This is a genomic window from Curtobacterium sp. PhB25, assembly GCF_004365375.1.
GTDB lineage: Bacteria > Actinomycetota > Actinomycetes > Actinomycetales > Microbacteriaceae > Curtobacterium.
This window is the reverse complement of record NZ_SODR01000005.1, coordinates 1-26778: the sequence shown is the minus strand read 5'-3', so window position 1 is coordinate 26778 and position 26778 is coordinate 1. Positions and strand designations below refer to the sequence as shown.

The window sequence follows — 26778 nt, the reverse complement described above, 5'->3', positions numbered from 1 at the left end:
CCCGCTCCCCCGCTCCTCACTCGGCGGCGGCGGCCAGCTGGTCCTCCAGGTTGAACACCTCGGGCAGCACCCGCGCGGTCTGGTCCGCCCGACCCGCGGCACCGTCGAACAGGTCCTGCATGTGCGCCTCCCATGCGCTCGCGACTTCGGAGGCCGCGAGCGACGCGTCGGCATCGGCCACCGAGTCGGTCTCGTAGTAGCCGATCAGCAGGCCGTCGTCGTCGAGGAACAGGGAGTAGTTCCGCCGCCCCGCCGTGGCGATCGCCCGGAGCATCGCCGGCCAGACCGCGGCGTGCCGCTCGCGGTAGGCGTCCAGGTGCTCGGCCTGCACCTGCAGTCGGAAGCAGACGCGGGTCACCGGTCGGCCTCGGCGCGGCGACGCCGTTCGGCGTCCTGCACGGCGCGCTCGTCGGCGGTGCGCACGGTACCGGTGACGGTGGTCACGGTGCCGTACCGCTCGGCCTCGATCGCCTCGAGCGTCTTGCCCTGTGTGCTCGGCGCCCAGATGGTGCCGACCAGGAACGACATCGCGAGGAGCCCCAGGATGAGTCCGCCGAGCGCACGGAGTCCGATGTCGGACAGCAGCAGCGGGAACCAGATGCTCAGCAGACCGACCATGACCCGCGCGGCGAGGAAGAGCACGCCCTGCGCACTGGCCCGGTACCGGGTGGCGAAGAGCTCGCTCGTCCAGAGGCCGTAGAACGCCTGGGCACCGATGCCCGACGAGATGCCCCACGCCACGGCGAAGAACAGCAGCGTGCCGAGGTTCGCCGGCGCGTAGATCAGGACGGCCCAGGCGACGATCGCCAGCACCGCGCCGAGGGCGAACAGCAACCGTCGACTGACCCGGTCGCCGTAGCGCATGAAGCCGAAGTAGGTCGCGGCGACGGTGCAGCCCCACACCAGGATCTGCAGGCCGTACTGCTCGGTGACGCTCGTGACCCCGGTGGCCGAGTACACCCGCGGCTGGAAGATGCCGGCCTGCCCGGCGACGGTGTTCCAGAGCGCGTAGACGCCGAACAGGAACAGCATCGCGGTCAGGTTCCGGCGCCGGCTGAACAGCTGGGTGATCCCGTGGAAGAAGTTCGCGGTGCCTGTCGCGGCGCGCTCGTCTTTCCAGATCGCCGACTCCGGCAGCCCGCGGCGGAGCCACCAGACGACGGCGGCGACGACGAACAGGTGCGCGAAGATGAGCCGGCTGCCGAGCAGTCCGAGGGGTGCGGCGGCGATGGCCAACGCGAAGCCGACCATCGGGCCGATCGACCAGGCGAGCTGCGCGGTGCCGACGTGGGCGGCGCGCTTGTCCGCTGGTGCCTGCTCGGCGATGTAGGTCCAGCTCGCCGGCACCCCGGCGCCGACCGCGATGCCGGTCAGGATGAAGCCGACCAGCAGCATGCCGTAGCTGCCGGCGAAGACCGCGAGCAGGATGCCGAGCATGTAGAGCAGCAGGTCGTAGGTGTAGATGAACTTCCGGCCGTAGCGGTCGCACAGCGGTCCGCCGATGATGGCGCCGGCGGCCGCGCCGAACGCATTCGCCGACAGGCTCGCCAGCAGACCGACCTCGAGGTCGCCGACGTGGAACTGCGCCTGCCACAGACTGAGGCTCGTGGCGATCGCGATGATCGACCCCGACTCGATGTAGTTCGACATGGCGACCGAGACGGTCGCCTTCCAGCCCGTGGTGCTCCGGGCTCCGATTCGGACCGCCATTGGTCCTCCGTTCGCGTGTTCGCCAGTGAATCGTTTCAACGGGACAGCGAGACGATAGTGCGCCCCGGCGGGCGTTGGCAAGTCCGTGCTTTGCGCGTCCGCGTGCGGCGCGCCCGCGTCCGCACGGTGCGGGCCCGCGTCCGCACGGTGCGCGGTCGCTCACTCGGTGCGAGGTTGCCCGCTCCGTGCGGCGCTGCAAGCGCGCACCGAGCGGCCAACCTCGCACGTGGCGGCGCAGCACACACGGTGCGACGCCGGAGCGGAGCACGCACGGGGCGCGGCCGCACCCACGATCTCGCACCGTGCGGTGGACGCGACCACCCACCGGACGGGAGGCCCGGGCCCAGCCCGCACCGCGCCTCCCGTCCGCCGTTTTCCACAGATCACGGCGCGCACCACCCGGAAGCGCAGGTGCGATGCCAGGATGGCCACATGGCGGTCAGTGTGCGAGAGGTGGCAGCGCTCGCCGGCGTGTCCCTGGGGACGGTGTCGAACGTCCTGAACCGTCCCGACAAGGTGGCCCCGACCACCGTCGACCGGGTGCAGTCCGCCATCGCCGCGCTCGGGTTCGTCCGCAACGACTCCGCACGCCAGCTCCGGGCCGGCCGCAGCTCCACCGTCGGCCTGATCGTGCTCGACGGCGGCAACCCGTTCTTCACCGACGTCGCGCGCGGCGCCGAAGACGCCGCGATGGACAAGGGCCTGGCCGTCCTGATCGGCAACTCCGACGAGTCCACCGACCGCGAGCGCACCTACGTCGACCTGTTCGAGGAACGCCGCGTCGCCGGCCTGCTCATCTCCCCCGCCGGTGACGACCTGTCGCGCCTCGCCCGCCTGCGCGACCAGGGCACCGCCGTCGTGCTCGTCGACCGCCGCGCCGACGACGAGCACTTCGCCTCGGTGTCGGTGGACGACGTCGCGGGCGGTCGCATCGCGGTCGAGCACCTCGCGGCCATCGGGCGGACACGCATCGCGTTCGTCGGTGGCCCGTCCAGCATCCGCCAGGTTGCCGACCGGCACGCCGGGGCACTGTCGGCGGCCCGGGCAGCTGGTATCGAGCTCGAGGTCCTGCCGACCGCGTCACTGTCGGTGCTCGAAGGGCGTCGCATCGGCGAAGAACTCCAGGCACGCCCCCGCGGTGAACGGCCGGACGCGGTGTTCGCGGCGAACGACCTGCTCGCGGTCGGCCTCGAACAGGCGTTCATCATGCGCGGCACGATCGCGGTGCCGGACGAGATCGCGATCGTGGGCTACGACGACATCGCCTTCGCCGAGGCAGCCGTCGTCCCGTTGACCTCGGTGCGCCAGCCTGCACAGGACCTCGGGCGCCAGGCGATCGAGCTGTTGACGAAGCAGGTCGAGCTCGGGCAGGGCATCGACCTCGAGCACGTCGAGTTCACGCCGGAGCTCGTGGTCCGGCAGTCCTCCGTCGCCGACGCGTAGCCGACCGCCTCGCGTCTGCCCATCAGCCTGCCCGGCTCTGCGGCACGGACCGGCCGCCGCTGCGGCCTACGATCGGAGCATGGTGCATGTCCCCCGGCGCGACGGCCCGCCGAGCGTGCACCACGTCGCAGCTCGCGCCGGCGTCTCGCTGGCGACGGTCTCGAACGTCCTGAACCACCCCGAGCGGGTCGCCGAGTCCACGGCCGCACGCGTGCACGACGCGATCGCCGAACTCGGGTACACGCCGAACCGCAACGCCCGGGCACTGGTGTCCGGCAGCACCCGGGCGATCGGTCTCGTGGTCGCCTCGCTCCGCAACTCGCTGTTCACCGACGTGGTGAGCGGTGCGCACACGACCGCCCGCGAACGCCGGCGCACCCTGCTCGTCGCCAGCAGCGAGAACGACCTCGAGGCGCAGGGCGAACACCTCGCGTTCCTCGAGAGCACCCGGGTGTCCGGCATCCTGCTGGCCTCGATGACGGAGTCTCGCGCACAGGTCGAGGCAGCGAAGCAGCACGGCCTGCCCGTCGTCTACGTCAACTACGAACCGACCGAGGTGGACGCCTGCTCGGTGGTCGTCGACAACGAGCAGGCCGGGTACGTCGCCGCACAGCACCTCATCGAGCAGGGCTGCCGACGCATCGGCTTCGTGAGTGCCCGGCCCGACCTGCAGCCGGTGGCCCGTCGCCGCGCGGGGCTCCTCCGCGCGATCGCGGAACACCCCGGAGTCGAACTCGTCGACGTCGACGCCGGTGACATCGACCCGCCCGGCGGCACCGACGCCGGCGCGCGGATCGCCGCGATGCCGGTCGCCGAACGGCCCGACGGCGTCCTGGGCGTCACCGACCTGCTCGCCATGGCGGTCGTCTCCGAGCTCCGAGCCGCCGGCATCCGCGTGCCGGAGGACATCCCGGTGTCGGGGTGCGACCACAACTCGGTCGCGTGGGGTGGCGCGGTGCCGTTGACCTCGGTCACCATGCACGGCGAGGAGATGGGCGCCACCGCGGTGGCCCTGCTGCTCGAGGAGCTCTCCGACCCGATGCACGTCCACCGCACCGTGGTGCTCGGCAGCGAGCTCGTCCCCCGCGAGAGCACGCTCGGCCGCGCCGGTGCAGCGGCCGCGCGGGCCACGGCGCCGAGCGACCCGCGCCGCACCGAGGCCTGAGCGCGCGAAAGCGACAGTTCTGCGGCACGGGACGCCGTCTGGTCCGGCAAAGCGACAGATCCGCGCGAACAGTTCGCGGCACACTGTCGCTTTCGCGGGTGGGGTGGAGGCAGGGCGGGCGAAGCAGGGCGGGTGGGGCGAGGCGGGACCGCGCGCACCAGGCATGCGCGTTCCCGTAACGAAATCGGCACAGCGATTGACACGCTTCAATCCACGTGGTTCCATCCTGATTGAAACGTTCTAAACAGCAGCAACCGGAGCCCACGACGACGCGGGATCCGGGTCCGTTTCACCCGGGGTACCCCGCCCCGGGCCTTACGAGGAGGTAAGGAATGTCAGCTCGTTCCCTGACCACGAGGACGCTCACCAAGCGCGCCGTCGTCAAACGGCTCGTCGCCATCGGCGGCGCCACGGTCCTGATCGGCGGGCTCGCGGCGTGTTCGTCCGGCGGTTCCGCCGACGAAGGCGGCGGCAAGGTGCAGATCACCTACCAGGCCGACAACTCACCCGCGACCGCAGCCACCGCGAAGCCGCTCATCGAGGCGTTCGAGAAGGCCAACCCCGACATCACGGTCAAGTTCGACACCCGCCCGCAGGGCACCGACGGCGACAACCTGGTGAAGACCCAGCTGTCGACCGGCGAGATGGCCGACGTCTTCAACTACAACTCCGGTTCGCTCATGCAGGCCCTCAACCCGGACAACACCCTGGTGGACCTGTCCGACGAGAGCTGGACGAAGGACGTCGACGAGCAGTTCACCAAGGTCGTCAGCACCGACAAGGGCGTCTACGGCGCTCCCTTCGGCACGAGCTTCGGTGGCGGCGTCATGTACAACAAGAAGGTCTACGCCGACCTCGGACTCAGCGTCCCCACCACGTGGGACGAGTTCATCAGCAACAGCGAGAAGATCAAGGACGCCGGCAAGGTCGCCCCGATCATCCAGACGTACGGCGACACCTGGACCAGCCAGCTGTTCGTGCTCGGCGACTTCGCCAACATCACGGCGCAGGACAAGGACTGGGCGGACAACTACACCGCGAACAAGGAGTCCTACGCCAAGGACCCCGCACTCGCCGGCTTCGACCACCTCGCCGAGGGCAAGGACAAGGACCTCTACAACGAGGACTACGCCTCGGCCACGCAGGCGAACGGCCTGAAGATGCTCGCCGACGGCACCGGGGCGCAGTACCCGATGCTGACGAACGCGATCTCGACCCTGCAGCAGGACAGCCCCGACGCGGTCGCGGACATCGGAGCGTTCGCGCTGCCGGCCGAGGACGCCGACGACACGAACCTGACCATCTGGGAGCCGAACGGCCTGTACATCCCGAAGACCACCGAGGGTGACGAGCTCGCCGCCGCGAAGAAGTTCATCGCCTTCGCGAACTCGGCCGACGGCTGCAAGGTGCAGAACGACACCGGAACCCCCGGTGGCCCGTACGTCATCTCGACCTGCTCGCTGCCCGACGACGTGCCCCCGATGATCGACGACCTGCAGAAGTACCTGGACGACGGCAAGGCGAGCCCGGCGCTCGAGTTCCTGTCCCCGATCAAGGGCCCGAACCTCGAGAAGATCTGCGTGCAGGTCGGCTCCGGCATCACCAACGCGGCCAAGGGTGCTGACCAGTACGACGACGACGTCGTCCAGCAGGCACAGCAGCTCGGCATCAAGGGCTGGTGACACGGTGACCGCGACACTCACGACGGCACTCGAGCCGGCGAAGACCCGAGCGGGTTCCGGCGGGACCGGTCCCGCGCGCAAGCGGATGCGCTCGTTCTACCCCGCGTGGTTCTTCATCCCCGCGATCGCGCTGTACGTCGTGTTCTTCGCGGTCCCCACCTTCGCCGGGTTCTACTTCTCCCTCACCCGCTGGACGCTGTTCGACCAGACCTTCATCGGTTTCGACAACTTCGTCCGGTTCTTCCAGGACCCGCAGCTCGTCTCCGGGTTCGTGCACACGTTCCAGTACGGCTTCGTGACGAGCGCGGCGAAGGTGGTCATCGGACTCGCCCTCGCCCTGCTCCTCACGTCGCCCGTGCTGGGGCGCGGCTACCTGCGGGCGGTCGTGTTCTTCCCGGTGCTCGTGTCGACGATCGGCATCGGCATCACGTTCAAGGCGCTGATGGACCCGTTCCACGGGATCATCAACGGCGTCCTCGGCTCGGTCGGCCTCCCCACTCCGGGGTGGCTGACCGACCCGGCCCTCGCCCTGTGGAGCGTCGCCGCGGTGGACGTCTGGAAGGGCGTCGGCATCGCGACGCTCATCTTCATCGCCGGCATCGTGGCGATCCCGCAGGAGTACTTCGAAGCCGCAAGGGTCGACGGCGCGAGCGCGTGGTCGATCTTCCGGAACATCACCCTGCCGCTGTCGCGTCCCGCGATGGGCACCGTCATCATCCTGTCGCTGATCGGCGGGCTGCGGTCCTTCGACCTGATCTGGGCGATGACCGGCGGTGGGCCAGGGTTCACCAGTGACGTCATCGCGAGCGTCATCTACAAGCAGTACCAGGCCGGGTTCTACGGCCTGTCGACCGCCGGCAACGTGGTCCTGTTCGTGGTCGTCACGGCGATCATGGTCCCGATCTCGTGGCTCCTGAACCGCAAGGAGGCGGACCTGTGACCGCCGTCACCAGCCCCCGCCGGACCGCCGGCCGTGCGCCGACGCCGGCGAGCCGGAACCGCCACCCGGGCCGGACCCGACGGTGGATCATCGGCTCGATCGCCATCGTCGTCAGCTTCGTGGTGTTCCTGGTGCCGTTCGTCTTCGTCCTGCTGCAGGCCATGAAGAACCCGGCCGAGGCGAACCAGCTCGGCTTCAGCCTGCCGACCGAGTGGCAGCTCTGGCAGAACCTGCAGGCCGTGTTCGGATCCGGTGACGGCGTGATCGTCCGCGCGTTCCTGAACAGTGCGGTCCTGACCGTGGGCAGCGTGATCGTGATGGTCGTGTTCTCCGCGATGGTCGGGTACGTGCTGCAGCGTCGTCCGAGCAAGTGGAACGGCGTGATCAACTTCTTCGTCCTGGCGGGCCTCATCGTCCCGCCCGCGATCGTCCCGACGATCTGGGTGCTGCAGGGGCTCAACCTGTTCAAGACCATGGGCGGGATGATCCTCATCGAGGCGACCTTCGGCCTGTCGTTCTGCATCCTGCTCTTCCGGGCGTTCGTGGCGACGATCCCGAAGGAGCTCGACGAGGCAGCCGTCCTCGACGGCGCCGGACCGATCCGTCTGTTCTTCGGCGTCGTGCTGCCGCTGCTCAAGCCGGTCATCATCACGGTCGTGCTCGTGCAGTCCGTCACGGTGTTCAACGACTTCACGAACCCGCTGTACTTCCTGCCGGGATCCGAGAACGCCACGGTGCAGCAGACGCTCTACTCGTTCCAGAGCCAGTCGGTAAGCCAGCTCAACCTGCTGTTCACCGACGTCCTGCTCATCACGATCCCGCCGCTGATCCTGTACATCTTCTTCAACCGCCAGATCGTCGCCGGCATGACCAGCGGCGCCGTCAAGGGCTGACGCCCGACCTCGGCCTGGAGGCGCGACCCGCCTCCGCCGCACCGCCCACCCGGGCGGGCGGCCGGGCCCCGGACCCCCGCACCGGTCGACGACGACCGGTCGCGTGAAAGGACACACCACATGACCGCCTGGACAGCACCGTTCATCACGAGCGACGCCGACCTCGGGAGCGCACCGATCCTGCGCCGCGAGTTCACCCTCGACGACGGCCACGGCGCCGTCACGAGCGCGACCCTCGACGTCAGCGCCCTCGGCGTCGTCGAGGCGTGGCTCGGTGGCGAACGCGTCTCCGACCACCTGCTCGAACCGGGGTGGACGAGCTACGAGTGGCGCATCCGCGTCGTCTCGCACGACGTCACGCCACACCTGACCGAGACGCCCGCAGGTGGCGCCGCCGTGCTCGCACTCGTCCTCGGCAAGGGCTGGGCCGCCGGTCGGCTCGCCTGGGGTGGCGGCGGCGGCTGGTACGCCGACGAGCCCGCCGCGTTCGCCGAGCTCCGCATCACCTTCGCCGACGGCCACGAACAGCTCGTCGCCACCGACACGGACTGGCAGGCCCTGTCCAGCGCGATCACCGCCGACCAGCTGTACGACGGCGAGGACATCGACGCCCGACTCCGCGACGGCTCCTTCCTGACGCCCGGCGAGGTCACCACACCGAGCGTCGACGGCCACGAGGGACGCACCAGCGCCGTGCGCACCGTCGACATCGGCGAGCGCGAACTCGTCGCCGACACCGTGCCGCCGGTCCGACCCCTCGCCGAGATCGCCCCCGTCGAGGTGTGGACGAGCCCGTCCGGCGCGACGCTGATCGACTTCGGCGTGAACCTGGTCGGCTGGCTCCGCGTGGTCGCCTCTGGGCCCGCGGGCAGGGTGCTGACCCTGAAGCACGCCGAGGTGCTCGAACACGACGAGCTCGGCACCCGCCCGCTGCGCACCGCGAAGGCGACGGACCACTTCACCCTGAGCGGCGGTGAGGACCGCTTCGAGCCCCGCTTCACCTTCCACGGCTTCCGGTACGCCCAGGTCGACGGCTGGACCGGCACGCTCGACGAACTCCGCGCGGCCGTCACCGCGGTGCAGGTCGGCTCCGACCTGACCCGGACGGGCACCTTCGAGTCCAGCCACGAGCTGCTCAACACGTTCCACGACAACGTCATCCGGGGCATGCAGGGCAACTTCCTGAGCGTCCCGACCGACTGCCCGCAGCGTGACGAGCGCCTCGGCTGGACGGGCGACATCGCGGCGTTCGCGCCGACGGCGTCCTACCTGTTCGACACCCGCGCGTTCCTGGGCGACTGGCTCCGCGACGTGTGGCTCGAGCAGCAGCACGCCGACGGTGTCATCCCGTTCGTGGTGCCGGACGTGCTCAAGTACTCCCCCGCCGAGGACTTCGGCACCCCCGACGCCACCGCCATCTGGTCGGACGCCGGCGTCTGGGTGCCGTGGACCCTGTACCAGGCCTACGGCGACACCGCGGTGCTCGAGGAGCAGCTCGACTCGATGACGGCGCACCTCCGCCGCATCAAGGGCCACCTGTCACCCGAGGGCCTGTGGGACACCGTCTTCCAGTTCGGCGACTGGCTCGACCCGGACGCCCCGCCGGAGGACGCCGCCAAGGCGAAGGCCGACCCGGGCGTCGTCGCGACGGCGTGCGCGTACCGCAGCGCGACCCTGGTGGCGCAGGCGGCGCGGTTGACGGGCCACGAGGCGGAGGCGACGGAAGCCGAGGAGCTCGCCACGGGCCTCCAGGCCGCGTTCCGTCAGCACTACGTGACCGACGGCCGCATCCGGAGCGACTGCACCACCGTCTACGCGCTCGCGATCGTGTTCGGCATCCTCGACGAGGACGACGAGCGCCGTGCGGGCGACCGCCTGGCGGAGCTGGCCGAGCAGTCCGGGTACCGGATCTCGACGGGCTTCGCGGGTACGCCGTTCATCACCGACGCGCTGACGCAGACCGGACACCTCGACGACGCGTACCGGCTGCTTCTGCAGACGGAGTGCCCGTCGTGGCTGTACCCGGTGACGATGGGTGCGACGACGGTCTGGGAGCGTTGGGACTCGATGCTGCCGGACGGCACCATCAACCCGGGTGAGATGACCTCGTTCAACCACTACGCACTCGGTGCCGTGGCGGACTGGATGCACCGGGTGGTGGGCGGTCTGTCGGCGCTCGAACCGGGGTACGCCTCCGTGCTCATCGCACCGCAGCCGGGCGGTGGCCTGACGTGGGCTTCGACGTCGCTCGACTCCGTGCACGGGCACATCGCGGTGCGGTGGGAGCTCGTCGACGGCGAGCTGCTCGTCCGTGCACAGGTGCCGGAAGGCGTCACCGCAGTGGTGCGCCTGCCGGGTGCTGCGGAGCAGCGGCTCGGCGCCGGGTCGCACGAGCTGCGCGCGCCGGCTGCTGTGCCGGCGGCGTAGCGCGGGGAGCGGACGGTGGGCTGGTCACGGTGGGTGCGCGGGACGCCTGACGGCGCTCACCCGGCGTCGCGCCCCCGGGCGGTCTTCGCGCCCCGACTCTTCGGGGCGCGAAGACCGCAACGGGGCGGGCAGCCCGCGCCCGTCCCGCGCCCCCGTGCGCGCATCGCGCCCGCGCCCGTCTCGCATCGCGCCCCCGTGCGGTCATCGCGCCCCGACTCTCCGGGGCGCGAAGGCCGCAACGGGGTGCGCGACGCAACACACACCACACGGTTGCGGCAGACCGCCGCGACCCGTACTGTATGAAACGATTCAATCGCACACGAGGAAGTGACACGATGACATCGACCCCGACCTTCACCGGCATCGCCGACCAGCTCGCACGACAGCAGATCGAGCTGCCCAGCTGGGCCTTCGGCAACTCCGGCACCCGCTTCAAGGTGTTCAGCACGCCCGGCACCCCGCGCGACCCGTACGAGAAGATCGCCGACGCCGCCCAGGTGCACCAGTACACGGGCCTCGCACCGACCGTGGCCCTGCACATCCCGTGGGACCTCGTCGACGACTTCAGCGACCTCAAGAGGCACGCCGAAGAGCACGGGGTGTCGCTCGGCACCGTGAACTCGAACACGTTCCAGGACGACGACTACAAGTTCGGCGCCCTGACCCACGTCGACGAGACGATCCGGCAGAAGGCGATCGACCACCACCTGCGCTGCATCGACGTGATGGACGCCACCGGCAGCCGCGACCTGAAGATCTGGCTCGCCGAGGGATCGAACTACCCCGGGCAGGAGGACATGCGCTCACGCCAGGACCGCCTGCACGAGTCGCTCAGCACGATCTACGACCGCCTCGGTGCCGACCAGCGCCTGGTGCTCGAGTACAAGTTCTTCGAGCCGTCGTTCTACCACACCGACGTGCCGGACTGGGGCACGAGCTACGTGCAGACGGCCGCGCTCGGCGACAAGGCGATGGTCTGCCTCGACACCGGCCACCACGCCCCCGGCACGAACATCGAGTTCATCGTGATGCAGCTCCTGCGCCTCGGCAAGCTCGGCAGCTTCGACTTCAACTCGCGGTTCTACGCCGACGACGACCTGATCGTGGGCGCAGCGGACCCGTTCCAGCTGTTCCGCATCCTGGTCGAGGTCATCCGCGGCGGCGGCTACGACAACCACGACGTCGCGTTCATGCTCGACCAGTGCCACAACATCGAGGACAAGATCCCCGGTCAGATCCGCTCCGTGCTCAACGTGCAGGAGATGACGGCCCGGGCACTGCTCCTCGACCGCGTGGCCCTGACCGCAGCGCAGGAGGCCCACGACGTCCTCGGCGCGAACGAGGTCTTCATGGACGCGTACCAGACCGACGTCCGGGCGGACCTCGCCGCGTGGCGCGAATCCCGCGGCCTGCCGGCGAACCCGATGCGCGCGTACCTGGACTCCGGGTACCAGCAGTCGATCGCCGAGGACCGCGTCGGCGGCGTCCAGGCCGGTTGGGGCGCGTAGACACATGGCACACACACTGGAGGCTCGGGTGGACCCCGCAACGCACGGCACCGACGCAGACACCACGATCAGTGCGCTCATCGCGCGCTCGAACGCGCTCGGCTCGGATCCGCGGATCACGAACTACGCCGGCGGGAACACCTCGGCGAAGGGCACCGACACCGACCCGGTCACGGGCGAGCCGGTGGAGCTGCTCTGGGTGAAGGGCTCCGGGGGCGACCTCGGCACCCTCACCCCGGCGGGCCTCGCAGTCCTGCGCGTCGACCGCGTCCGTGCACTCCAGGACATGTACGCATCAGACACAGGCCCGGGGGTGGAGCGCGAGGACGAGATGGTCGCCGCGTTCGACTACACGCTGCACGGCAAGGGCGGTGCCGCTCCGTCCATCGACACGGCGATGCACGCCCTGGTCGACGCCGCGCACGTCGACCACCTGCACCCGGACGCCGGCATCGCCATCGCGACGGCGGCGGACGGACCGACTCTGACGTCGACGATCTTCGGCGACACGGTGGTGTGGGTGCCGTGGCGCCGACCCGGGTTCCAGCTCGGGCTGGACATCGCCGCGATCAAGCGGGACAACCCGCAGGCGATCGGCACGATCCTCGGTGGCCACGGCATCACGGCGTGGGGCGACACCTCTGCCGAGGCCGAGGCGAACTCGCGCTGGATCATCGACACCGCCGAGCAGTACATCGCGGAGCACGGGAAGGCCGACCCGTTCGGCGGGTCCCGGGCAGGCTTCGAGGCGCTGCCGACCGAGGCGCGGAGGCAGCGCGCCGCCGCCCTCGCCCCGACGATCCGCGGCATCGCCGGGCACGACAAGCCGATGGTTGGTCACTTCACCGACAGCGATGTCGTGCTTGAGTTCCTGGCGTCGTCGCGCGCCGAGGAGCTCGCCGCGCTCGGCACGAGCTGCCCCGACCACTTCCTGCGCACCAAGGTGAAGCCCCTCATCCTCGACCTGCCCGCCACCGCGAGCGTCGACGAGCAGACCGCCCGCCTGCACGAACTCCACGAGCAGTACCGCGCGGACTACCAGGCCTACTACGACCGCCACGCGAACCCGGACTCCCCCGCGATCCGCGGCGCCGACCCGCTCATCGTGCTGGTGCCCGGCGTCGGGATGTTCTCGTACGGCAAGGACGCCCAGACCGCCCGCGTCGCCGGCGAGTTCTACGTCAACGCGATCAACGTCATGCGCGGTGCCGAGTCGCTGAGCACCTACGCCCCCATCGACGAGGCCGAGAAGTTCCGCATCGAGTACTGGGCCCTCGAAGAGGCGAAGCTGCAGCGGATGCCGGCCCCCAAGAAGCTCGCCACCCGCATCGCCCTGGTCACCGGGGCTGCGAGCGGCATCGGCAAGGCGATCGCGAAGCGCCTGGCCGCCGAGGGTGCCGCGGTCGTCATCGCCGACCTCGACCTGGCGAAGGCGCAAGACGCTGCCGCGGAGATCGGGAACACGGACAGGGCCATCGGCGTCGCGGCGAACGTGACGTCCGCAGCGGAGATCGAGCAGGCCATCCAAGAGACGCTGCTGCACTTCGGCGGCCTCGACCTCGTCGTCAACAACGCGGGGCTGTCGCTCAGCAAGAGCCTGCTCGACACCACCGAACAGGACTGGGACCTGCAGCACGACGTCATGGCGAAGGGCTCGTTCCTGGTGTCCAAGGCAGCGGCGAAGGTCCTCATCGAGCAGGGCCTCGGCGGCGACATCGTCTACATCTCGTCGAAGAACTCGGTGTTCGCCGGCCCGAACAACATCGCGTACTCGGCGACGAAGGCCGACCAGGCGCACCAGGTCCGGTTGTTGGCGGCGGAGCTCGGCGAGCACGGCGTCCGCGTCAACGGGATCAACCCCGACGGCGTCGTCCGCGGCTCGGGGATCTTCGCGAGCGGCTGGGGTGCGAACCGCGCGAAGACCTACGGCATCGAGGAACAGGACCTCGGCGCGTTCTACGCCCAGCGCACGATCCTCAAGCGCGAGGTCGTGCCCGAGAACGTCGCGAACGCCGTCTACGCCATCTGCACCGACGACTTCTCGCACACGACCGGTTTGCACGTGCCCGTCGACGCGGGTGTCGCCGCCGCGTTCCTGCGCTGATGAACGACAAGCTGATGCACGACAAGCTGATGTCCGACAAGAGGTAAGAGCATGTCCACCAGCGGCACCGTCGCCGCCGTCGACCTCGGGGCCACCAGCGGCCGCGTGATCCTCGGGCACGTCGACACCGACGGCGTCCGGATGGAGCACGTCGCCCGGTTCCCGAACGGCCCCGTGACCCTGCACGAGCACGACCGCGAGGCCCTGCACTGGGACGTCGTCGAGCTCCACCGACAGGTGACCGACGGCCTCCGTCAGGCGTTCGCCACGCACCCGGCGATCGTCAGCATCGCCATCGACTCGTGGGCGGTCGACTACGGCCTGCTGCGCGACGGTCGGCTGCTCGGCCTGCCGTACCACTACCGCGACGAGCGGCACGAGGGCGGCGTCGACCGCGTGCACCGACGGATGGACGCGGCCGAGCTGTACGCCCGGAACGGTCTGCAGCACCTGCCCTTCAACACGGTGTTCCAGTTCGCCGCCGACCCGTCGCTGCAGCTCGCACAGCGGGCGCTGCTCGTCCCCGACCTGCTCGGCTACTGGCTCACCGGTGTCGAGGCGGCCGAGCGCACGAACGCGTCGACGACCGGGGTCCTGAACGCGACGACCCGCGGGTGGGACCCGGCGTTGCGGGCTGCTGCGGGCCTCCCGGCCGGCCTCCTGCCCACCCTGCGTGACCCGGGCGACCGACTCGGGCCACTGCTGCCGTCCGTCGCCGACGCCGTCGGCGGGCAGGCACCCGTCACGCTCGTCGGCTCGCACGACACGGCCTCCGCCGTCGTCGCGGTCCCCGCGACCGAACCGGACTTCGCGTACATCTCCTCCGGCACCTGGTCACTCGTCGGCGTCGAGCTCGACGCACCCGTCCTGTCGGACGCGGCGCGCGACGCGAACTGCACCAACGAGGGCGGGGTCGACGGCCGCGTCCGGTTCCTGAAGAACGTGTCCGGACTGTGGTTGCTCTCCGAGAGCGTCCGCACCTGGGAACGTGACGGCGCGAGCATCGACCTGGAGGCCCTGCTCGCCTCCGCCGCGGCCGTCACGGCCCCGGTCCCCGTCTTCGACCCCGCCGACGAGTCGTTCACGGCGCCCGGCGACATGCCCGCTCGCATCGCCGCCTGGTGCGGCGACCACGGGCTGAGCGCGCCCGCGTCGCGGGCCGAGTTCGTGCGCTCGATCCTCGAGTCGCTGGCCGCCGCGTACGCGGAGACACTTGCGACGATCAGCACCATCACGGGCAAAGACGTCCGACAGGTGCACATCGTCGGCGGCGGATCGCAGAACCGACTGCTCTGCCAGCTGACGGCCGACCGCACCGGGCTGCCCGTCCTGGCCGGGCCCGTCGAGGCGACGGCACTCGGCAACATCCTGGTGCAGGCGCGGGCAGCCGGACTCGGCGGCCTGCGTGGCGCATCGCTCGAGGCCCTGCGCGCAACGATCGCCCGCACCGTCGAGCCCGTCCGGTACACCCCGCGTTCCTCCGACGCTTCCCTCCGCCAATCCACCTCGAGACGTAGGATGTCTGTATGACCTCGACCGACGACCAGCACCGCGTCGACCCCGCCACGGGCGCACCGGCAGCCACCCCGGGCACACCGTCGGCCCGGCGGACCCCGATCAAGCGGCAGCTGCCGACCGTGCGGGACCTCGCACCGCTCATGCAGTTCAAGAAGCCTTCGCTGCCGGGTCGGCGTCAGCGCCTCGAACAGGCCCTGACGATCTGGGACCTGCGCGACATCGCCGCCCGCCGCACGCCGAAGGCCGCGTTCGACTACACCGAGGGCGCCGCCGAGGCCGAGATCTCGCTCGCGCGCGCCCGCCAGGCGTTCGAGGACATCGAGTTCACACCCGCGATCCTGCGCGACGTGTCGTCCGTGGACACCTCGCGCTCGGTGCTGGGTGCGTCGGTCGCGTACCCGTTCGGCATCGCCCCCACCGGGTTCACGCGCATGATGCAGACCGAGGGCGAGCGTGCCGGGGCCCGGGCAGCCGGACGCGCGGGCATCCCGTTCTCGCTCTCCACCATGGGCACCACCGCCATCGAGGACGTCCGCGACGCCAACCCGAACGGCCGCAACTGGTTCCAGCTGTACATGTGGAAGGACCGCGAGAAGTCGATGGCGCTGGTCTCCCGCGCCGAGAAGGCCGGGTTCGACACGCTGCTCGTCACCGTGGACGTGCCCGTCGCCGGCGCGCGACTGCGGGACAAGCGCAACGGCTTCTCGATCCCGCCGCAGCTGAGCGCCCGGACCGTGCTGAACGCCATCCCGCGACCGTGGTGGTGGTTCGACTTCCTGACCACCGAGCCGCTGGCGTTCGCGTCGCTCGACCGGTGGTCCGGCACCGTCGGGGAGCTCCTCGACCACATGTTCGACCCCACCGTCACCTACGAGGACCTCGCCTGGATCCGCGACCAGTGGAAGGGCAAGGTCGTCGTCAAGGGCGTGCAGTCCCTGGCCGATGCGCGTCGTATGGCGGACATGGGCGTCGACGGGATCACGCTGTCGAACCACGGCGGACGCCAGCTCGACCGGGCACCCGTGCCGTTCCACCTGCTGCCCTCCGTGGTGAAGGAGGTCGGCATGGACACCGAGGTGCACCTCGACACCGGCATCATGTCGGGCGCGGACATCGTCGCCGCCGTGGCGCTCGGTGCGAAGTTCACCATGGTCGGCCGGGCGTACCTGTACGGGCTGATGGCGGGCGGCGAGGCCGGTGTCGACCGGATGATCCAGATCCTGTCGGAGCAGATCGAGCGCACGATGCGGCTGCTCGGGGTCACGTCGCTCGACGAGCTCGAGCCCGGGCACGTGACGCAGCTGCAGCGCTTGCAGCCGGTGCCGCGCGGCTGAGGCGGCGGGCAGCGGGCTGCCCGCCGTTCACCGCGCGTTCGGGTGCCGATTCAGGCGATTACCCCCGAACGGGGCACAAATGATGCAAGATGTCCGTGGACGCGTCACCGAACCCCTCGGCATCCTGCCCCCTGGCGCGCCGTCCCCTCCCCGCATCCTGCGCCCGAGCACCACGAGGAGCCCGACATCTCGACCCGAAGCACGTGCACGCCCATGCGCGGCACGACCCCCGCGACCACCACGCCCACCACCCTCACCACCGAACGGCACACCCGATGAGCCGCCGTCGCGCGATCCTGGCGGCAGCGACCGCCGGTTGCCTGGCACTCGGAGTCCCCACCGCCTCCGCCGCCTCCGCTGACAGCTGGTGGGGCTGGGGCGGACACCGCCACGGGCAGCACGCCCCGGTGACCCCCACGCCCACCCCCTCGGACACTGCGACCCCGGCCCCGTCCGACGACGAGGAGTCGGACACGACGCCGACGGAGACGCCCGCGCCGACCGCCGAGGCCGCGCCGATCGAGGACACCACCCCGACCGCGGAACCCGAGGCGGCTGCGCCCACCGACGACGCCGAAGCCGCGGAGTCGGACACCGACGACGCGGCCGAACCGCAGAACGAGGTCGCCGACACCTCCGCTGCGCCGGCCGCCTCGTTCGTCGAGGACTTCACCACCGACGCCGTCACCGGCCTCGTCTCGCGGCTCTACCCGCAGTCGTGGCAGCCCTACCCCGACGGCACCTCCGGCATCTACGCGCCGAGCAAGACCGTCTCGGTGCACGACGGCGTGATGGACGTCGCCCTCGGCACCGGAGCGGGCGCGGCCGGCACGTTCGGCTCCTCCGCTGGCGCCTGGGACCACGTCGGCGGTTCGTTCTCCGTCCGCGCCAAGGCGACCGGTGGCGACGGCAACGGCGCGGCGTTCATGCTGTGGCCGACGTCGGGCACCTGGTCCGACGGCGAGATCGACTTCCCCGAGGGCAACTTCGAGGACAGCCCCTCGGCCTTCCACCACTCGATGACCCCGGGCAAGGAAGCCGACCGCGTCCAGATCGGCACCGGCGTCTCGTGGCGCGACTGGCACACCTACACGGTGGACTGGGTGCCCGGAGAGTCGGTCACCTACAGCGTCGACGGCAAGGTCCTCGACACGATCACGCACGACGTACCGACGACCCCGCACCGCTTCATGTTCCAGGTCGGCAACTGGGGCGACCAGGGCAACCTGCTCATCGACTGGGTCTCCACCACGGAGTGAGCGTTCGGCCCACTGAGTGAGCAGAAGACGTCGGTTTCCCACCAGGGACCCGACGTCTTCTGCTCACTGGATCAGGCTCGCGACGTCAGCGCACGGTCCAGGTTCCGCGCAGGGTGGTCAGCAGGTGGTCGATGTTCCGCAGTGCCCGTCGGGTCTCCCAGACGGAGTACGCGCACATCCCCACGAACAGCACCAGGATCGCCCACCAGAACGGACTGACCGTCAGAGCTGCCCAGACCGAGAAGGCCGCGAAGACGACGACCATGATCGGCACGATGACCCGGTTGTTCCGGTACCGCTTGCGGGTCGACTCGAGCTCGCGGGTCCACACGACGTGGTCGACGTCGTCCGGCAGGTCTCCGGAGCGCACCGCTCGCTGGATCGCGGCAGCACCCTCGGTGCCACCCGCTCGGCGGCGACGGTAGGCGATGAGGAAGCCGAAGAACACCGTCATCAAGACGGCGTAGAAGAGCGATCCGATCGCGCGGGCGGCCAGACCGGCACCGTCGGGGTTCGAAGCCAGACCGATGGCGAAGTACAGTCCGCCGACCAGGACGAACACGATGGGCAGCAGTGCCGGCAGCGGGAGTCGTCGAAAGCGGTCCACGGTGTCTCCTCGTCGAATGTTCGAGTGGTCCTCGGTTCCTCCACCATGCCGACGGTGCCCGGGAGTCGGCTGAGCCTTCCCGCTCGAGTAATAGTTAGGTTAGCCTTACCTACGTGGCACGGACGAACATGCAGGCGACCCGCACGAAGCCGGAACGCGTCGAGCTCCTCACCCTGCACGTCGTGCGGACCGAACGGATCTCGCCGTCCTTCATCCGCGTGGTGTTCGGCGACGACGACCTGAGCCGATTCACCCACATGGGCTACGACCAGTGGTTCCGTCTGTTCCTGCCGGTGGACGGCGGTGACCTCGCGCGGGCCCCGCAGAAGCTCGACACGGTGAGCTACCTGAGGTTCCTGACGGTGGCGAAGGCGAGCCGACCGATCCTCCGCAGCTACACCGTGCGGAGCCTCCGGCGACTGCACCAGGGCGACGAGCTCGACGTCGACTTCGTGGTGCACGGCACTGGTGACGACCGCGCACCGACCGGGCCGACCGCGGCTGGGTGGGCACTCGGCGCACAGCCCGGCGACGTGGCCGGGCTCATCGACGAGGGCATCGGCTTCGACCGGGACGCCCTCGGTCGTCCGATCGTGATCGTCGCGGACGAGAGCGCCCTGCCCGCTGCAGCCGGGATCCTCGAGTCGCTCCCCCGTTCGACCAAGGGCACCGCGATCCTCGAGGTCCCGACGGACGCCGACGTGCGGACCATCGATGCGCCGACCGGCATCGACGTGACGTGGATCACCCGCGAACCCGGTCGACGTCCCGGAGCCGCGGCGCTCGACGCGGTCACCCGATCGTCGGTGAGCCCCGACCACGCTGCCTGGGTCGCCGGCGAGCAGTCCCTCGCCGGCGGAGCACGACGGCACTGGGTCGGCGCGGGCATCCCGAAGGAGCGGATCGCCTTCACCGGGTACTGGCGCGCGGGCCGGTCCGGCTGACTGCGTTCGGGCACCTCCGGCAACTTCGTGAGCAGGAATGGTCGAGTGCCGATTCCCGACCCGACCATTTCTGCTCACGAAGCACGGCGCGGACGCACGAAGCACGAAGCACGGCGCACGGCCACCAGCGCCGCACGCCTAGGGTGGGCGGGTGATGGGCGACGAGGGGCGAGCACGGGCGGCACTCGCGACCGTCGCAGCGAACGGGTGGGCGGATGCCGGGCCCGTGGCGGGCGAACTCACCGGTTCGTCCAGCCCGCGGCACGCCGCCGTCCTGATGCTCTTCGGCACGCTCGACCGCACCCCCAGCGACCGCCCGGCCGTCGCCGCCGACGTCCCGCGCGACTTGGACGTCCTGTTACTCGCGCGCGCCACGACCCTGCGCGCGCACCCGGGCGAGGTCGCGTTCCCCGGCGGACGGATCGACCCGGGCGATGTCGACGCCGTCGCCGCAGCCCTCCGCGAAGCGCGTGAGGAGACCGGGCTCGACCCGACGGGCGTCGAGGTCCTCGGCACGCTGCCCGCGGTGCCGCTGGCGTTCTCGAACCACCTGGTGCGCCCGGTGCTGGGGTGGTGGCGCGAGCCGTCCCCGATCCGGGTCGTCGACGAGCGCGAGTCGGCCGCGGTGTTCCGGGTCCCCGTGGCGGACCTGCTCGACCCGGCGAACCGCGGGGTCACGGTGATCCGACGCGGTGGTCAGGAGTGGCGCGGGCCGGGCTTCACCGTCGATGCGGAGCACAGCGACCACGACGACGGCGACCACCACGACGACGACCACCACGACGACCACCTGGTGTGGGGGTTCACCGCGATGCTGCTGGATGCGCTGTTCGACCGGCTCGGGTGGACCGAGGACTGGGATCGGGAGCGGGAACTGCCGCTCGATCGTCGACACTGATCCGGTCGGTACCGCCCAGCGGGAACGACAGCGGGTCGGCACGGACTGCGTCCACCGCGTGGGCGACGGCCCCGATGACGACGACGTCGCCGCCGAGCGTCGACGCCACCAGGTCGGGCACGGGGTCGAAGTGCCAGCCGTCGAGCAGCGCGCGGGCGCGGTCGATGACGGCGACGGCGGGCTGGGCGATCGCACCGGCGACGACCACGCGGTCGATGTCGAGCAGGCTGGCGAGCAGGACGCAGACGCGGGCCAGTCGGTCGCCGAGGCGGTCGACGATCGCCAGCGCCACGGTGTCGCCGTCCTGCGCCGCGCGGAACACGGCGGAGGCACCGGCGTCCACCGCGAGCGGACTGCCCGGCCGGACCTCGCCCGCGGCGACGGCCTCGGCGACCAGCGTCCGCGCCGTCGCGCCGATGCCGTCCGACGACCCGACCCCCTGGACGATGTCGAGCACGCGCATCTCCCCCGCGCCGCCGTGGGCACCGCGGAGCAGCACACCGTCGACCACGAGGCCGCTGCCGAACCGCTCGCCGGAGAGCAGTGCGGCGAACGAGGCGTCCCCCGAGGACGGCCGCTCGGCGAGCGCGGCGAGGTTCGCGTCGTTCTCGACGACGACGCGGCCGTGCGGGACGGCGCCGGCGAAGCCCGGGTTCATCCGGTCCCAGAAGCCGCCGTCGCCCGGCGATGCCCCGCCGGCGTCGACCGGCGCGGGGATGCCGACGACGGTGACCAGAACGCGGGAGCGGTCGGCTCCGGCGGCGGCGAGCGCGTCGTCCACGGTGTCGGCGAGGACTGCGAGCCGGACGGGAACCTCGAGTCCCGACTCACCGAGTGCCCCTTCGGCGCGACCGAGCACGGTGCCGCGCAGGTCGGCGACGATGGCGGTGACCCGGTGCTGTCCGGCGTCCACCCCGACGACGACCCCGGCGGCGGTGTCGAGTTCGTAGCGCCGGGCGGGCCGACCGATCCGGTACTCCCCGGCGGCACGGGCGTCGTCGAGCTCGTGGAGCCAGCCGAGCCGGACGAGTTCCTCGCACGCGGCCAGCACGGTCGAGCGGGTCAGGCCGGTGGCGTCGATGGCCTCGGTCGCGGTGAAGGCGCCAGCGTCGAAGGCGTGCGCGAGCAGTGTCTCGGCGCTCGTTCGACGGGGTGGCGGCATGCCGTGACCTTATCGCGCAACGAGTTCCTTGCGTAATTAGATTTTGTCGCTAGATTTAGTCTCGCGGTCGGCATCGGAGCCGATCGCAGGACGGAACGGCAGGGCTGCCGGGTCCGGACGGACGGAGACGACGTGCAACCACACGCCACGACCAGGACGGCGGCATCGGTGAGCCGACGCTCGTTCCTGCTCGGAGCCGGCGGCATCGGAGCGGGCCTCGCGCTCGCCGGGTGCGCCCCGATCGGGTCCTCGAGCGCCAAGCCGGAGACCATCACGTTCTACGTCTCGAAGCCCGAAGTCATCGGGTATTTCGACGGCGTCATCGCGCAGTTCCACGACAGCCAGTCGAAGGTGCGGGTCGTCCGTGACTCGACCTCCAGCATGTCCGCGAACTTCGTCCGGAACCGGCCGCCGGACCTCGGCTGCTGGAACTACAACTTCTCGGTCGTGCCGTTCGTCGAGCACGGAGCCCTGACGGACCTCTCCGACCTGCCGCAGGCCGACACGATCAACCCGGACCTGTGGCCGCTCATGCAGCAGACCGCCGACTACCCGGGTCGCAAGAGCGCGCTGCCGTACTCGGTGACCGCCGCCTCGGTGATCTACAACAAGGCGCTGTTCGCCGAGCAGGGACTCGAGGTGCCCACCACCTGGAGCGAGTTCGCCGATCTCTGCGGGCGGCTGCAGCAGGCCGGCATCGCCCCGATCTACGGGACGTTCAAGGACAACTGGACGATCGCGCAGGGCATGTTCGACTACACGGTCGGCGGTGCGATCGACACCCCGAAGACGTTCGACGCACTGCGACGCGAGGGCACGAGCGTCGGCAAGGACTCGTCGGTGTCGTTCGAGAAGGACCTCCGGACGCCGATGGAGCGCATGACCCAGCTGCGCGCATGGCACCAGGACGGTGCCGCCAGCCGCGGCTACGGCGACGGCAACCTCGCGTTCGCACAGGGCAAGGCCGCGATGTACCTGCAGGGGCCGTGGGCGCTCGGCGAGATCGCCAAGACGAACAAGGACATGGACCTCGGCACGTTCCCGCTGCCCGTCACCGACGACGCCGCGGACAACAAGGTACGGGTGAACGTCGACCTGGCGCTCTGGATCCCGGAGGCGTCCCGCAAGCAGGAGGCCGCCCGCGAGTTCCTGACGTTCCTCATGCAGTCGAAGGTCAACGACAAGTACAACGCCGACAACAACGGCTTCGGTGTCCGCAAGGACGCTCCCCCGGCGTCGAACCCGGCGCTGACCGGCATGCAGTCGTACTACGACGACGCCGCCTTCTACCTCGGTGCGTCGCAGCTCATCCCCGCCGAGATCCCGGTCGCGAACTACGCGCAGTCGATCGCCTTCGGCGGCGATCCGCAGCGCCAGCTCCGCACCCTCGACGCCGACTGGGCGCGTCTCGCGCTCCGCACGGCCGCGTAAGGAGACGTCCCATGGCAACCACGACCACCGAAGCCATCACGACGGCGGACCGCCGCCGACGTGGCGGAGCCGCCCCGGGCCTCCCGTCCGTCACCCACAAGCGGAAGCGGATCGAACCGCTCTTCCTCGCCTTCCTGCTCCCCACCCTGCTGCTCTTCACGCTCGCCATCACGCTGCCGGCCGTGATGGGCATCGTGCTCAGCTTCACGAACTCCGTCGGCTTCGGTGAGTTCCGCTTCATCGGGCTCACGAACTACGTCGCGGTGTTCTCCGACCCCGCGATCCTGCAGGCGTACCTGTTCACCCTCGGGTTCTCACTCGTCACCGTGATCGTCGTCAACGCGATCGCGTTCCTGCTCGCCATCGCCCTGACCTCGAAGATCCGCGGCAAGATAGCCCTCCGCGCGGTGTTCGTGCTGCCGATGGTGATCTCGGGCATCGTCATCGCGTACGTGTTCTCGTTCCTGTTCGCGAACAGCCTGCCGGCCCTGGCCAGCGCGATCGGCTTCGGGCCGCTCGAGCAGAGCATCCTGGCGAACCCCGACCTGGCGTGGGTCGCGATCGTGATCGTCACCGCGTGGCAGGCGATCCCGTCGACCCTCCTCATCTACATCGCCGGGGTGCTGTCCATCCCCGGCGAGGTCTACGAGGCAGCTGCCCTCGACGGCGCGAGCGCGTGGCGGCAGCTGATCTCGATCACCGCACCGCTGACGGCCGGCTACATCCTGATCAACCTGGTGATCGGGTTCAAGAACTTCCTGAACTCGTACGACATCATCGTCGGCCTGACCGACGGTGGCCCCGGTACCTCGACCACGAGCGTCGCGATGTCGATCTTCAAGGGCTTCAACGGCGGCGACTACGCCTACCAGATGGCCAACGCCACGATCTTCTTCATCATCGCGGTCGTCATCGCCGTGATCCAGCTGCGGGCGACCCGCGGGAAGGCAGCGCTCTGATGACCATCCAGACACCCCTCCGTCCGGGGACGACGAAGACGGGCAGCATCAGATCGGTCGACGCCGACCGGACCGCCGGCCGCCGCGGCGGCAACGCCAACTGGCCCGTCACCGTCGTCCTCGTGCTCTGCGCGCTCTCGATCCTGGTACCGCTCTACGTCACCCTGACGATGGCGTTCAAGACGACCGGCCAGGCCGTCGACGGCAACGCGTTCTCGCTGCCGGCACCGTTCAGCGTCGACGGCTTCGTGCAGGCGTGGGAGCTCACCGACTTCCCGCGGGCGTTCGGCGTCTCGGTGCTCGTCGCCGCGATCACCGTCGTCGGCACGATCCTGCTCGCATCGTTCACGGCGTTCGCGATCGCCCGGAACTGGGACCGTCGGCTGTTCCGCTGGTCGTTCTTCTACCTGCTCGCCGCCATGTTCCTGCCGTTCCCGGTGCTCGCGCTGTCGCAGGTGAAGCTCACCGGCCTCGCGCACCTGGACAACCCGTTCGGCGTCGCGCTGCTGCACGTCATGTTCCAGCTGTCGTTCAGCGTGCTGCTCTTCACCGCGTTCCTGCGGTCGATCCCGGCCGAGCTCGAGGAGAGCGCCCGCATCGACGGCGCGAGCACCGGCCAGGTGTTCTGGCGGCTCGTGTTCCCGCTGCTGGCACCGATGAGCGCCACCGTCGGCATCTTCGCGTTCCTGGCGTCGTGGAACGACTTCGTGATGCCGTCGCTGATCACCTCGGACCCGGCGTTGCAGACCCTGCCGGTGCTGCAGCAGATGTTCCAGACCCAGTTCAGCAACAACTACAACGTCTCGTTCGCCTCGTACCTGATGGCGATGGCCCCGGCGATCATCGTCTACCTCGTCACGCAGCGATGGGTGATGGCCGGTGTGACCCAGGGCGCCATCAAGTGAGCACGACGACCGACCCGGCCGGTACGACCGAACCGACCGACACCGCCACGAACCACGAAAGGCCCGTCGTGACCGACACCCTCGCCCAGCCCGCCACCACCAGCGCCGACGAGACCTGGTGGCGCCAGGCGAGCGTCTACCAGATCTACCCCCGCTCCTTCGCGGACGCGAACGGCGACGGCATCGGCGACCTGCCCGGCATCACCGAGCGCGTGCCGTACCTGGCGTCGCTCGGTGTCGAGGCCGTCTGGCTCAGCCCGTTCTACCCGTCCGCCCTCGCCGACGGCGGCTACGACGTCGACGACTACCGCGACGTCGACCCGAAGCTCGGCACGCTCGACGACTTCGACGGGATGGTCGAGGCGCTGCACGCCGCCGGCATCCGGGTGATCGTCGACGTGGTGCCGAACCACACGAGCGACCGGCACGAGTGGTTCCGCGAGGCGCTCGCCGCGCCGAAGGGCTCCCCCGCCCGCGACCGCTACGTCTTCCGCGACGGCACCGGGCCGTCCGGCGAACAGGCTCCGGCCGACTGGATCTCGATCTTCGGCGGCCCGGCGTGGACCGCGGTCGGCGACGGCCAGTGGTACCTGCACTCCTTCGCCAAGGAGCAGCCCGACCTGAACTGGGCGAACCGCGAGGTCCGCGACGACTTCCTGCACACCCTGCGCTTCTGGTCGGACCGTGGCGTCGACGGCTTCCGCATCGACGTCGCCCACGGGCTCGCGAAGGACCTGCCCTCCGGCGCCCTGCCGACCTGGGCGGAGCTCGCCGAGATCCCGAAGGACGGCTCGCACCCGCTGTGGGACCGCGATGACGTGCACGAGATCTACGCCGGGTGGCGGACCGTGTTCAACGAGTACACCCCCGCCCGCACCGCGGTCGCCGAGGCCTGGGTCGCCGCCGACCGCCGCGCCCGGTACGCCAGCGCCGACGGTCTGGGGCAGGCGTTCAACTTCGACCTGCTCGAGGCCGACTTCGACGCCGGTTCGTTCAAGGAGATCATCGAGTTCAACCTCGGCCTGGCCGAGCAGTCCGGCTCGTCGACCACGTGGGTGTTCTCGAACCACGACGTCGTCCGGCACGCCACCCGCTACGCGCTGCCGGCGCGGAACGGCTCCCCCGACAAGCAGGGCGGCGCGTGGCTGCTCGCCGGTGGGTCGCAGGACGCGCTGGACCGCTCGCTCGGGCTGCGCCGCGCGCAGGCGGCGACCCTGCTCGAGCTCGCACTGCCCGGCTCCGCCTACCTGTACCAGGGCGAGGAGCTCGGTCTGCACGAGGTCGGCGACATCCCCGACGCCGACCGCCAGGACCCCGCGTTCTTCCGGAACCCGGGCGTCGACGTCGGCCGCGACGGCTGCCGTGTCCCGATCCCGTGGACCCGGTCCGGCCCGTCGTTCGGCTTCGGCTCCGGCTCCGCGCACCTGCCGCAGCCGGCGTGGTTCGCGGACGCGAGCGTCGAGGCCGAGGACACCGACCCCGACTCGACCCTGAGCCTGTACCGGAAGGCCCTCGGGCTGCGCGGCCAGCTGCAGTCCGAGGAGCACCTGGAGTGGCTCGAGACCGGCCGCGACGACGTGCTCGCGTTCCGACGCCCGAACGGCTGGACGAGCGTGACGGTGTTCGGTGACGAGCCCTACGAACTCCCCGCCGGCGAGCTGCTGCTCGCCTCGGCACCGGTGGCAGACGGTGCTCTCACGGGCGTGGGGACGGCCTGGTTGCGTTCCTGACGCAGGGTGCGCGTCGTGGACGCGACCAGGTGACGGACGGGAGGCACGGTGCAGGCAGTGAACCGGTCCCGGTTTGTTGGACCGTGAAGTCAGATTAGGCCGCGAGGGCGTGAGCTCGGTATTGAACCGGGCTCATGCCCTCGAGTCGTGCCTGGGAGC

At 70.3% G+C, this 26778-nt stretch carries 21 protein-coding genes; 17 read left to right on the top strand and 4 right to left on the bottom strand.

The window, feature by feature from the left end; genetic code table 11:
* Positions 1 to 16: 16 nt before the first annotated feature.
* A complete protein-coding gene (locus EDF51_RS10805) occupies positions 17 to 358 on the bottom strand; it encodes an L-rhamnose mutarotase (protein WP_131879475.1) in 342 nt (113 codons plus the stop codon).
* A complete protein-coding gene (locus tag EDF51_RS10800; protein WP_208320969.1) occupies positions 355 to 1710 on the bottom strand; it encodes an MFS transporter in 1356 nt (451 codons plus the stop codon). Before EDF51_RS10800 ends, EDF51_RS10805 begins: the two co-directional genes overlap by 4 nt.
* Before the next feature lie 432 nt (positions 1711 to 2142).
* Here EDF51_RS10800 and EDF51_RS10795 point away from each other — a divergent pair, with 432 nt between their 5' ends.
* The 11 genes from EDF51_RS10795 to EDF51_RS10745 all read left to right on the top strand — a co-directional run bounded on the left by EDF51_RS10795 (position 2143) and on the right by EDF51_RS10745 (position 17983).
* Positions 2143 to 3153 carry a LacI family DNA-binding transcriptional regulator gene (locus tag EDF51_RS10795; RefSeq protein WP_123291975.1) on the top strand — a complete coding sequence of 337 codons (1011 nt, stop codon included), beginning with the start codon at positions 2143 to 2145 and terminating at the stop codon, positions 3151 to 3153.
* A 79-nt stretch (positions 3154 to 3232) separates the two neighbouring features.
* Entirely contained in the window at positions 3233 to 4318 is a 1086-nt protein-coding gene (locus EDF51_RS10790; protein WP_132099989.1) for a LacI family DNA-binding transcriptional regulator, read from the top strand.
* Positions 4319 to 4650: 332 nt separating this feature from the next.
* Entirely contained in the window at positions 4651 to 6000 is a 1350-nt protein-coding gene (locus tag EDF51_RS10785) for an ABC transporter substrate-binding protein (RefSeq protein WP_131845794.1), read from the top strand.
* 4 nt (positions 6001 to 6004) lie between these two features.
* On the top strand, positions 6005 to 6940 hold the full coding sequence (locus tag EDF51_RS10780; protein WP_243649937.1) for a sugar ABC transporter permease: 936 nt from the start codon (positions 6005 to 6007) through the stop codon (positions 6938 to 6940).
* A gap of 86 nt (positions 6941 to 7026) precedes the next feature.
* Positions 7027 to 7833 carry a carbohydrate ABC transporter permease gene (locus EDF51_RS10775; RefSeq protein ID WP_235036067.1) on the top strand — a complete coding sequence of 269 codons (807 nt, stop codon included), beginning with the start codon at positions 7027 to 7029 and terminating at the stop codon, positions 7831 to 7833.
* A gap of 120 nt (positions 7834 to 7953) precedes the next feature.
* On the top strand, positions 7954 to 10260 hold the full coding sequence (locus EDF51_RS10770) for an alpha-L-rhamnosidase (protein ID WP_134194885.1): 2307 nt from the start codon (positions 7954 to 7956) through the stop codon (positions 10258 to 10260).
* Positions 10261 to 10595: 335 nt separating this feature from the next.
* Entirely contained in the window at positions 10596 to 11768 is a 1173-nt protein-coding gene (gene rhaI / locus EDF51_RS10765) for an L-rhamnose isomerase (protein WP_123938519.1), read from the top strand.
* A 4-nt stretch (positions 11769 to 11772) separates the two neighbouring features.
* Complete coding sequence (locus tag EDF51_RS10760) at positions 11773 to 13872, top strand: bifunctional aldolase/short-chain dehydrogenase (RefSeq protein WP_134194883.1); 2100 nt, start codon at positions 11773 to 11775, stop codon at positions 13870 to 13872.
* 51 nt (positions 13873 to 13923) lie between these two features.
* The gene (locus EDF51_RS10755; protein ID WP_134194882.1) at positions 13924 to 15402 is read left to right on the top strand and encodes a rhamnulokinase family protein; all 1479 of its coding nucleotides are present in this window, start codon (positions 13924 to 13926) and stop codon (positions 15400 to 15402) included.
* 128 nt (positions 15403 to 15530) lie between these two features.
* Positions 15531 to 16724, top strand: a complete 1194-nt coding sequence (locus EDF51_RS10750; protein WP_134195086.1) for an alpha-hydroxy acid oxidase — start codon at positions 15531 to 15533, stop codon at positions 16722 to 16724.
* A gap of 275 nt (positions 16725 to 16999) precedes the next feature.
* Positions 17000 to 17983, top strand: coding sequence for a glycoside hydrolase family 16 protein (locus EDF51_RS10745; protein WP_134194880.1), 984 nt, complete (start codon positions 17000 to 17002; stop codon positions 17981 to 17983).
* 85 nt (positions 17984 to 18068) lie between these two features.
* On the opposite strand, the gene EDF51_RS10740 is transcribed toward EDF51_RS10745, so the two are convergent.
* Complete coding sequence (locus tag EDF51_RS10740; RefSeq protein WP_131879487.1) at positions 18069 to 18590, bottom strand: hypothetical protein; 522 nt, start codon at positions 18588 to 18590, stop codon at positions 18069 to 18071.
* A 113-nt stretch (positions 18591 to 18703) separates the two neighbouring features.
* Between EDF51_RS10740 and EDF51_RS10735 the strand changes: the two genes are divergently transcribed.
* Both EDF51_RS10735 and EDF51_RS10730 read left to right on the top strand, forming a co-directional pair.
* Positions 18704 to 19534 carry a siderophore-interacting protein gene (locus tag EDF51_RS10735; RefSeq protein ID WP_243837121.1) on the top strand — a complete coding sequence of 277 codons (831 nt, stop codon included), beginning with the start codon at positions 18704 to 18706 and terminating at the stop codon, positions 19532 to 19534.
* 151 nt (positions 19535 to 19685) lie between these two features.
* Positions 19686 to 20432, top strand: a complete 747-nt coding sequence (locus tag EDF51_RS10730; protein ID WP_243837120.1) for a CoA pyrophosphatase — start codon at positions 19686 to 19688, stop codon at positions 20430 to 20432.
* Here the strand turns inward: EDF51_RS10730 and EDF51_RS10725 are convergent.
* Positions 20338 to 21594 (bottom strand): ROK family protein, encoded by a 1257-nt coding sequence (locus tag EDF51_RS10725; RefSeq protein ID WP_133937970.1) that lies wholly within the window; start codon positions 21592 to 21594, stop codon positions 20338 to 20340. The genes EDF51_RS10730 and EDF51_RS10725 overlap by 95 nt on opposite strands.
* 168 nt (positions 21595 to 21762) lie before the next feature.
* On the opposite strand from EDF51_RS10725, the gene EDF51_RS10720 reads away from it, so the two are divergent.
* The 4 genes from EDF51_RS10720 (at position 21763) to EDF51_RS10705 (ending at position 26619) form a co-directional block, all read left to right on the top strand.
* On the top strand, positions 21763 to 23025 hold the full coding sequence (locus EDF51_RS10720; RefSeq protein WP_243834000.1) for an extracellular solute-binding protein: 1263 nt from the start codon (positions 21763 to 21765) through the stop codon (positions 23023 to 23025).
* A gap of 11 nt (positions 23026 to 23036) precedes the next feature.
* The gene (locus EDF51_RS10715) at positions 23037 to 23984 is read left to right on the top strand and encodes a sugar ABC transporter permease (RefSeq protein WP_123291962.1); all 948 of its coding nucleotides are present in this window, start codon (positions 23037 to 23039) and stop codon (positions 23982 to 23984) included.
* Positions 23984 to 24889: a carbohydrate ABC transporter permease gene (locus EDF51_RS10710; RefSeq protein ID WP_123291961.1), complete on the top strand. Its 906-nt coding sequence runs from the start codon at positions 23984 to 23986 to the stop codon at positions 24887 to 24889. The genes EDF51_RS10715 and EDF51_RS10710 overlap by 1 nt, the downstream gene beginning before the upstream one ends.
* 68 nt (positions 24890 to 24957) lie before the next feature.
* Complete coding sequence (locus EDF51_RS10705) at positions 24958 to 26619, top strand: glycoside hydrolase family 13 protein (protein ID WP_134195080.1); 1662 nt, start codon at positions 24958 to 24960, stop codon at positions 26617 to 26619.
* Positions 26620 to 26778 lie beyond the last annotated feature (159 nt).

What these genes read in the sequence shown, in the direction of transcription:
- EDF51_RS10800 (WP_208320969.1), bottom strand. Translation starts at nt 1,710, where the DNA reads ATGGCGGTCCGAATCGGAGCCCGGAGCACCACGGGCTGGAAGGCGACC.
- EDF51_RS10795 (WP_123291975.1), top strand. Translation starts at nt 2,143, where the DNA reads ATGGCGGTCAGTGTGCGAGAGGTGGCAGCGCTCGCCGGCGTGTCCCTG.
- EDF51_RS10790 (WP_132099989.1), top strand. Translation starts at nt 3,233, where the DNA reads ATGGTGCATGTCCCCCGGCGCGACGGCCCGCCGAGCGTGCACCACGTC.
- EDF51_RS10785 (WP_131845794.1), top strand. Translation starts at nt 4,651, where the DNA reads ATGTCAGCTCGTTCCCTGACCACGAGGACGCTCACCAAGCGCGCCGTC.
- EDF51_RS10770 (WP_134194885.1), top strand. Translation starts at nt 7,954, where the DNA reads ATGACCGCCTGGACAGCACCGTTCATCACGAGCGACGCCGACCTCGGG.
- rhaI (WP_123938519.1), top strand. Translation starts at nt 10,596, where the DNA reads ATGACATCGACCCCGACCTTCACCGGCATCGCCGACCAGCTCGCACGA.
- EDF51_RS10760 (WP_134194883.1), top strand. Translation starts at nt 11,773, where the DNA reads ATGGCACACACACTGGAGGCTCGGGTGGACCCCGCAACGCACGGCACC.
- EDF51_RS10755 (WP_134194882.1), top strand. Translation starts at nt 13,924, where the DNA reads ATGTCCACCAGCGGCACCGTCGCCGCCGTCGACCTCGGGGCCACCAGC.
- EDF51_RS10750 (WP_134195086.1), top strand. Translation starts at nt 15,531, where the DNA reads ATGCAGTTCAAGAAGCCTTCGCTGCCGGGTCGGCGTCAGCGCCTCGAA.
- EDF51_RS10745 (WP_134194880.1), top strand. Translation starts at nt 17,000, where the DNA reads ATGAGCCGCCGTCGCGCGATCCTGGCGGCAGCGACCGCCGGTTGCCTG.
- EDF51_RS10725 (WP_133937970.1), bottom strand. Translation starts at nt 21,594, where the DNA reads ATGCCGCCACCCCGTCGAACGAGCGCCGAGACACTGCTCGCGCACGCC.
- EDF51_RS10715 (WP_123291962.1), top strand. Translation starts at nt 23,037, where the DNA reads ATGGCAACCACGACCACCGAAGCCATCACGACGGCGGACCGCCGCCGA.
- EDF51_RS10710 (WP_123291961.1), top strand. Translation starts at nt 23,984, where the DNA reads ATGACCATCCAGACACCCCTCCGTCCGGGGACGACGAAGACGGGCAGC.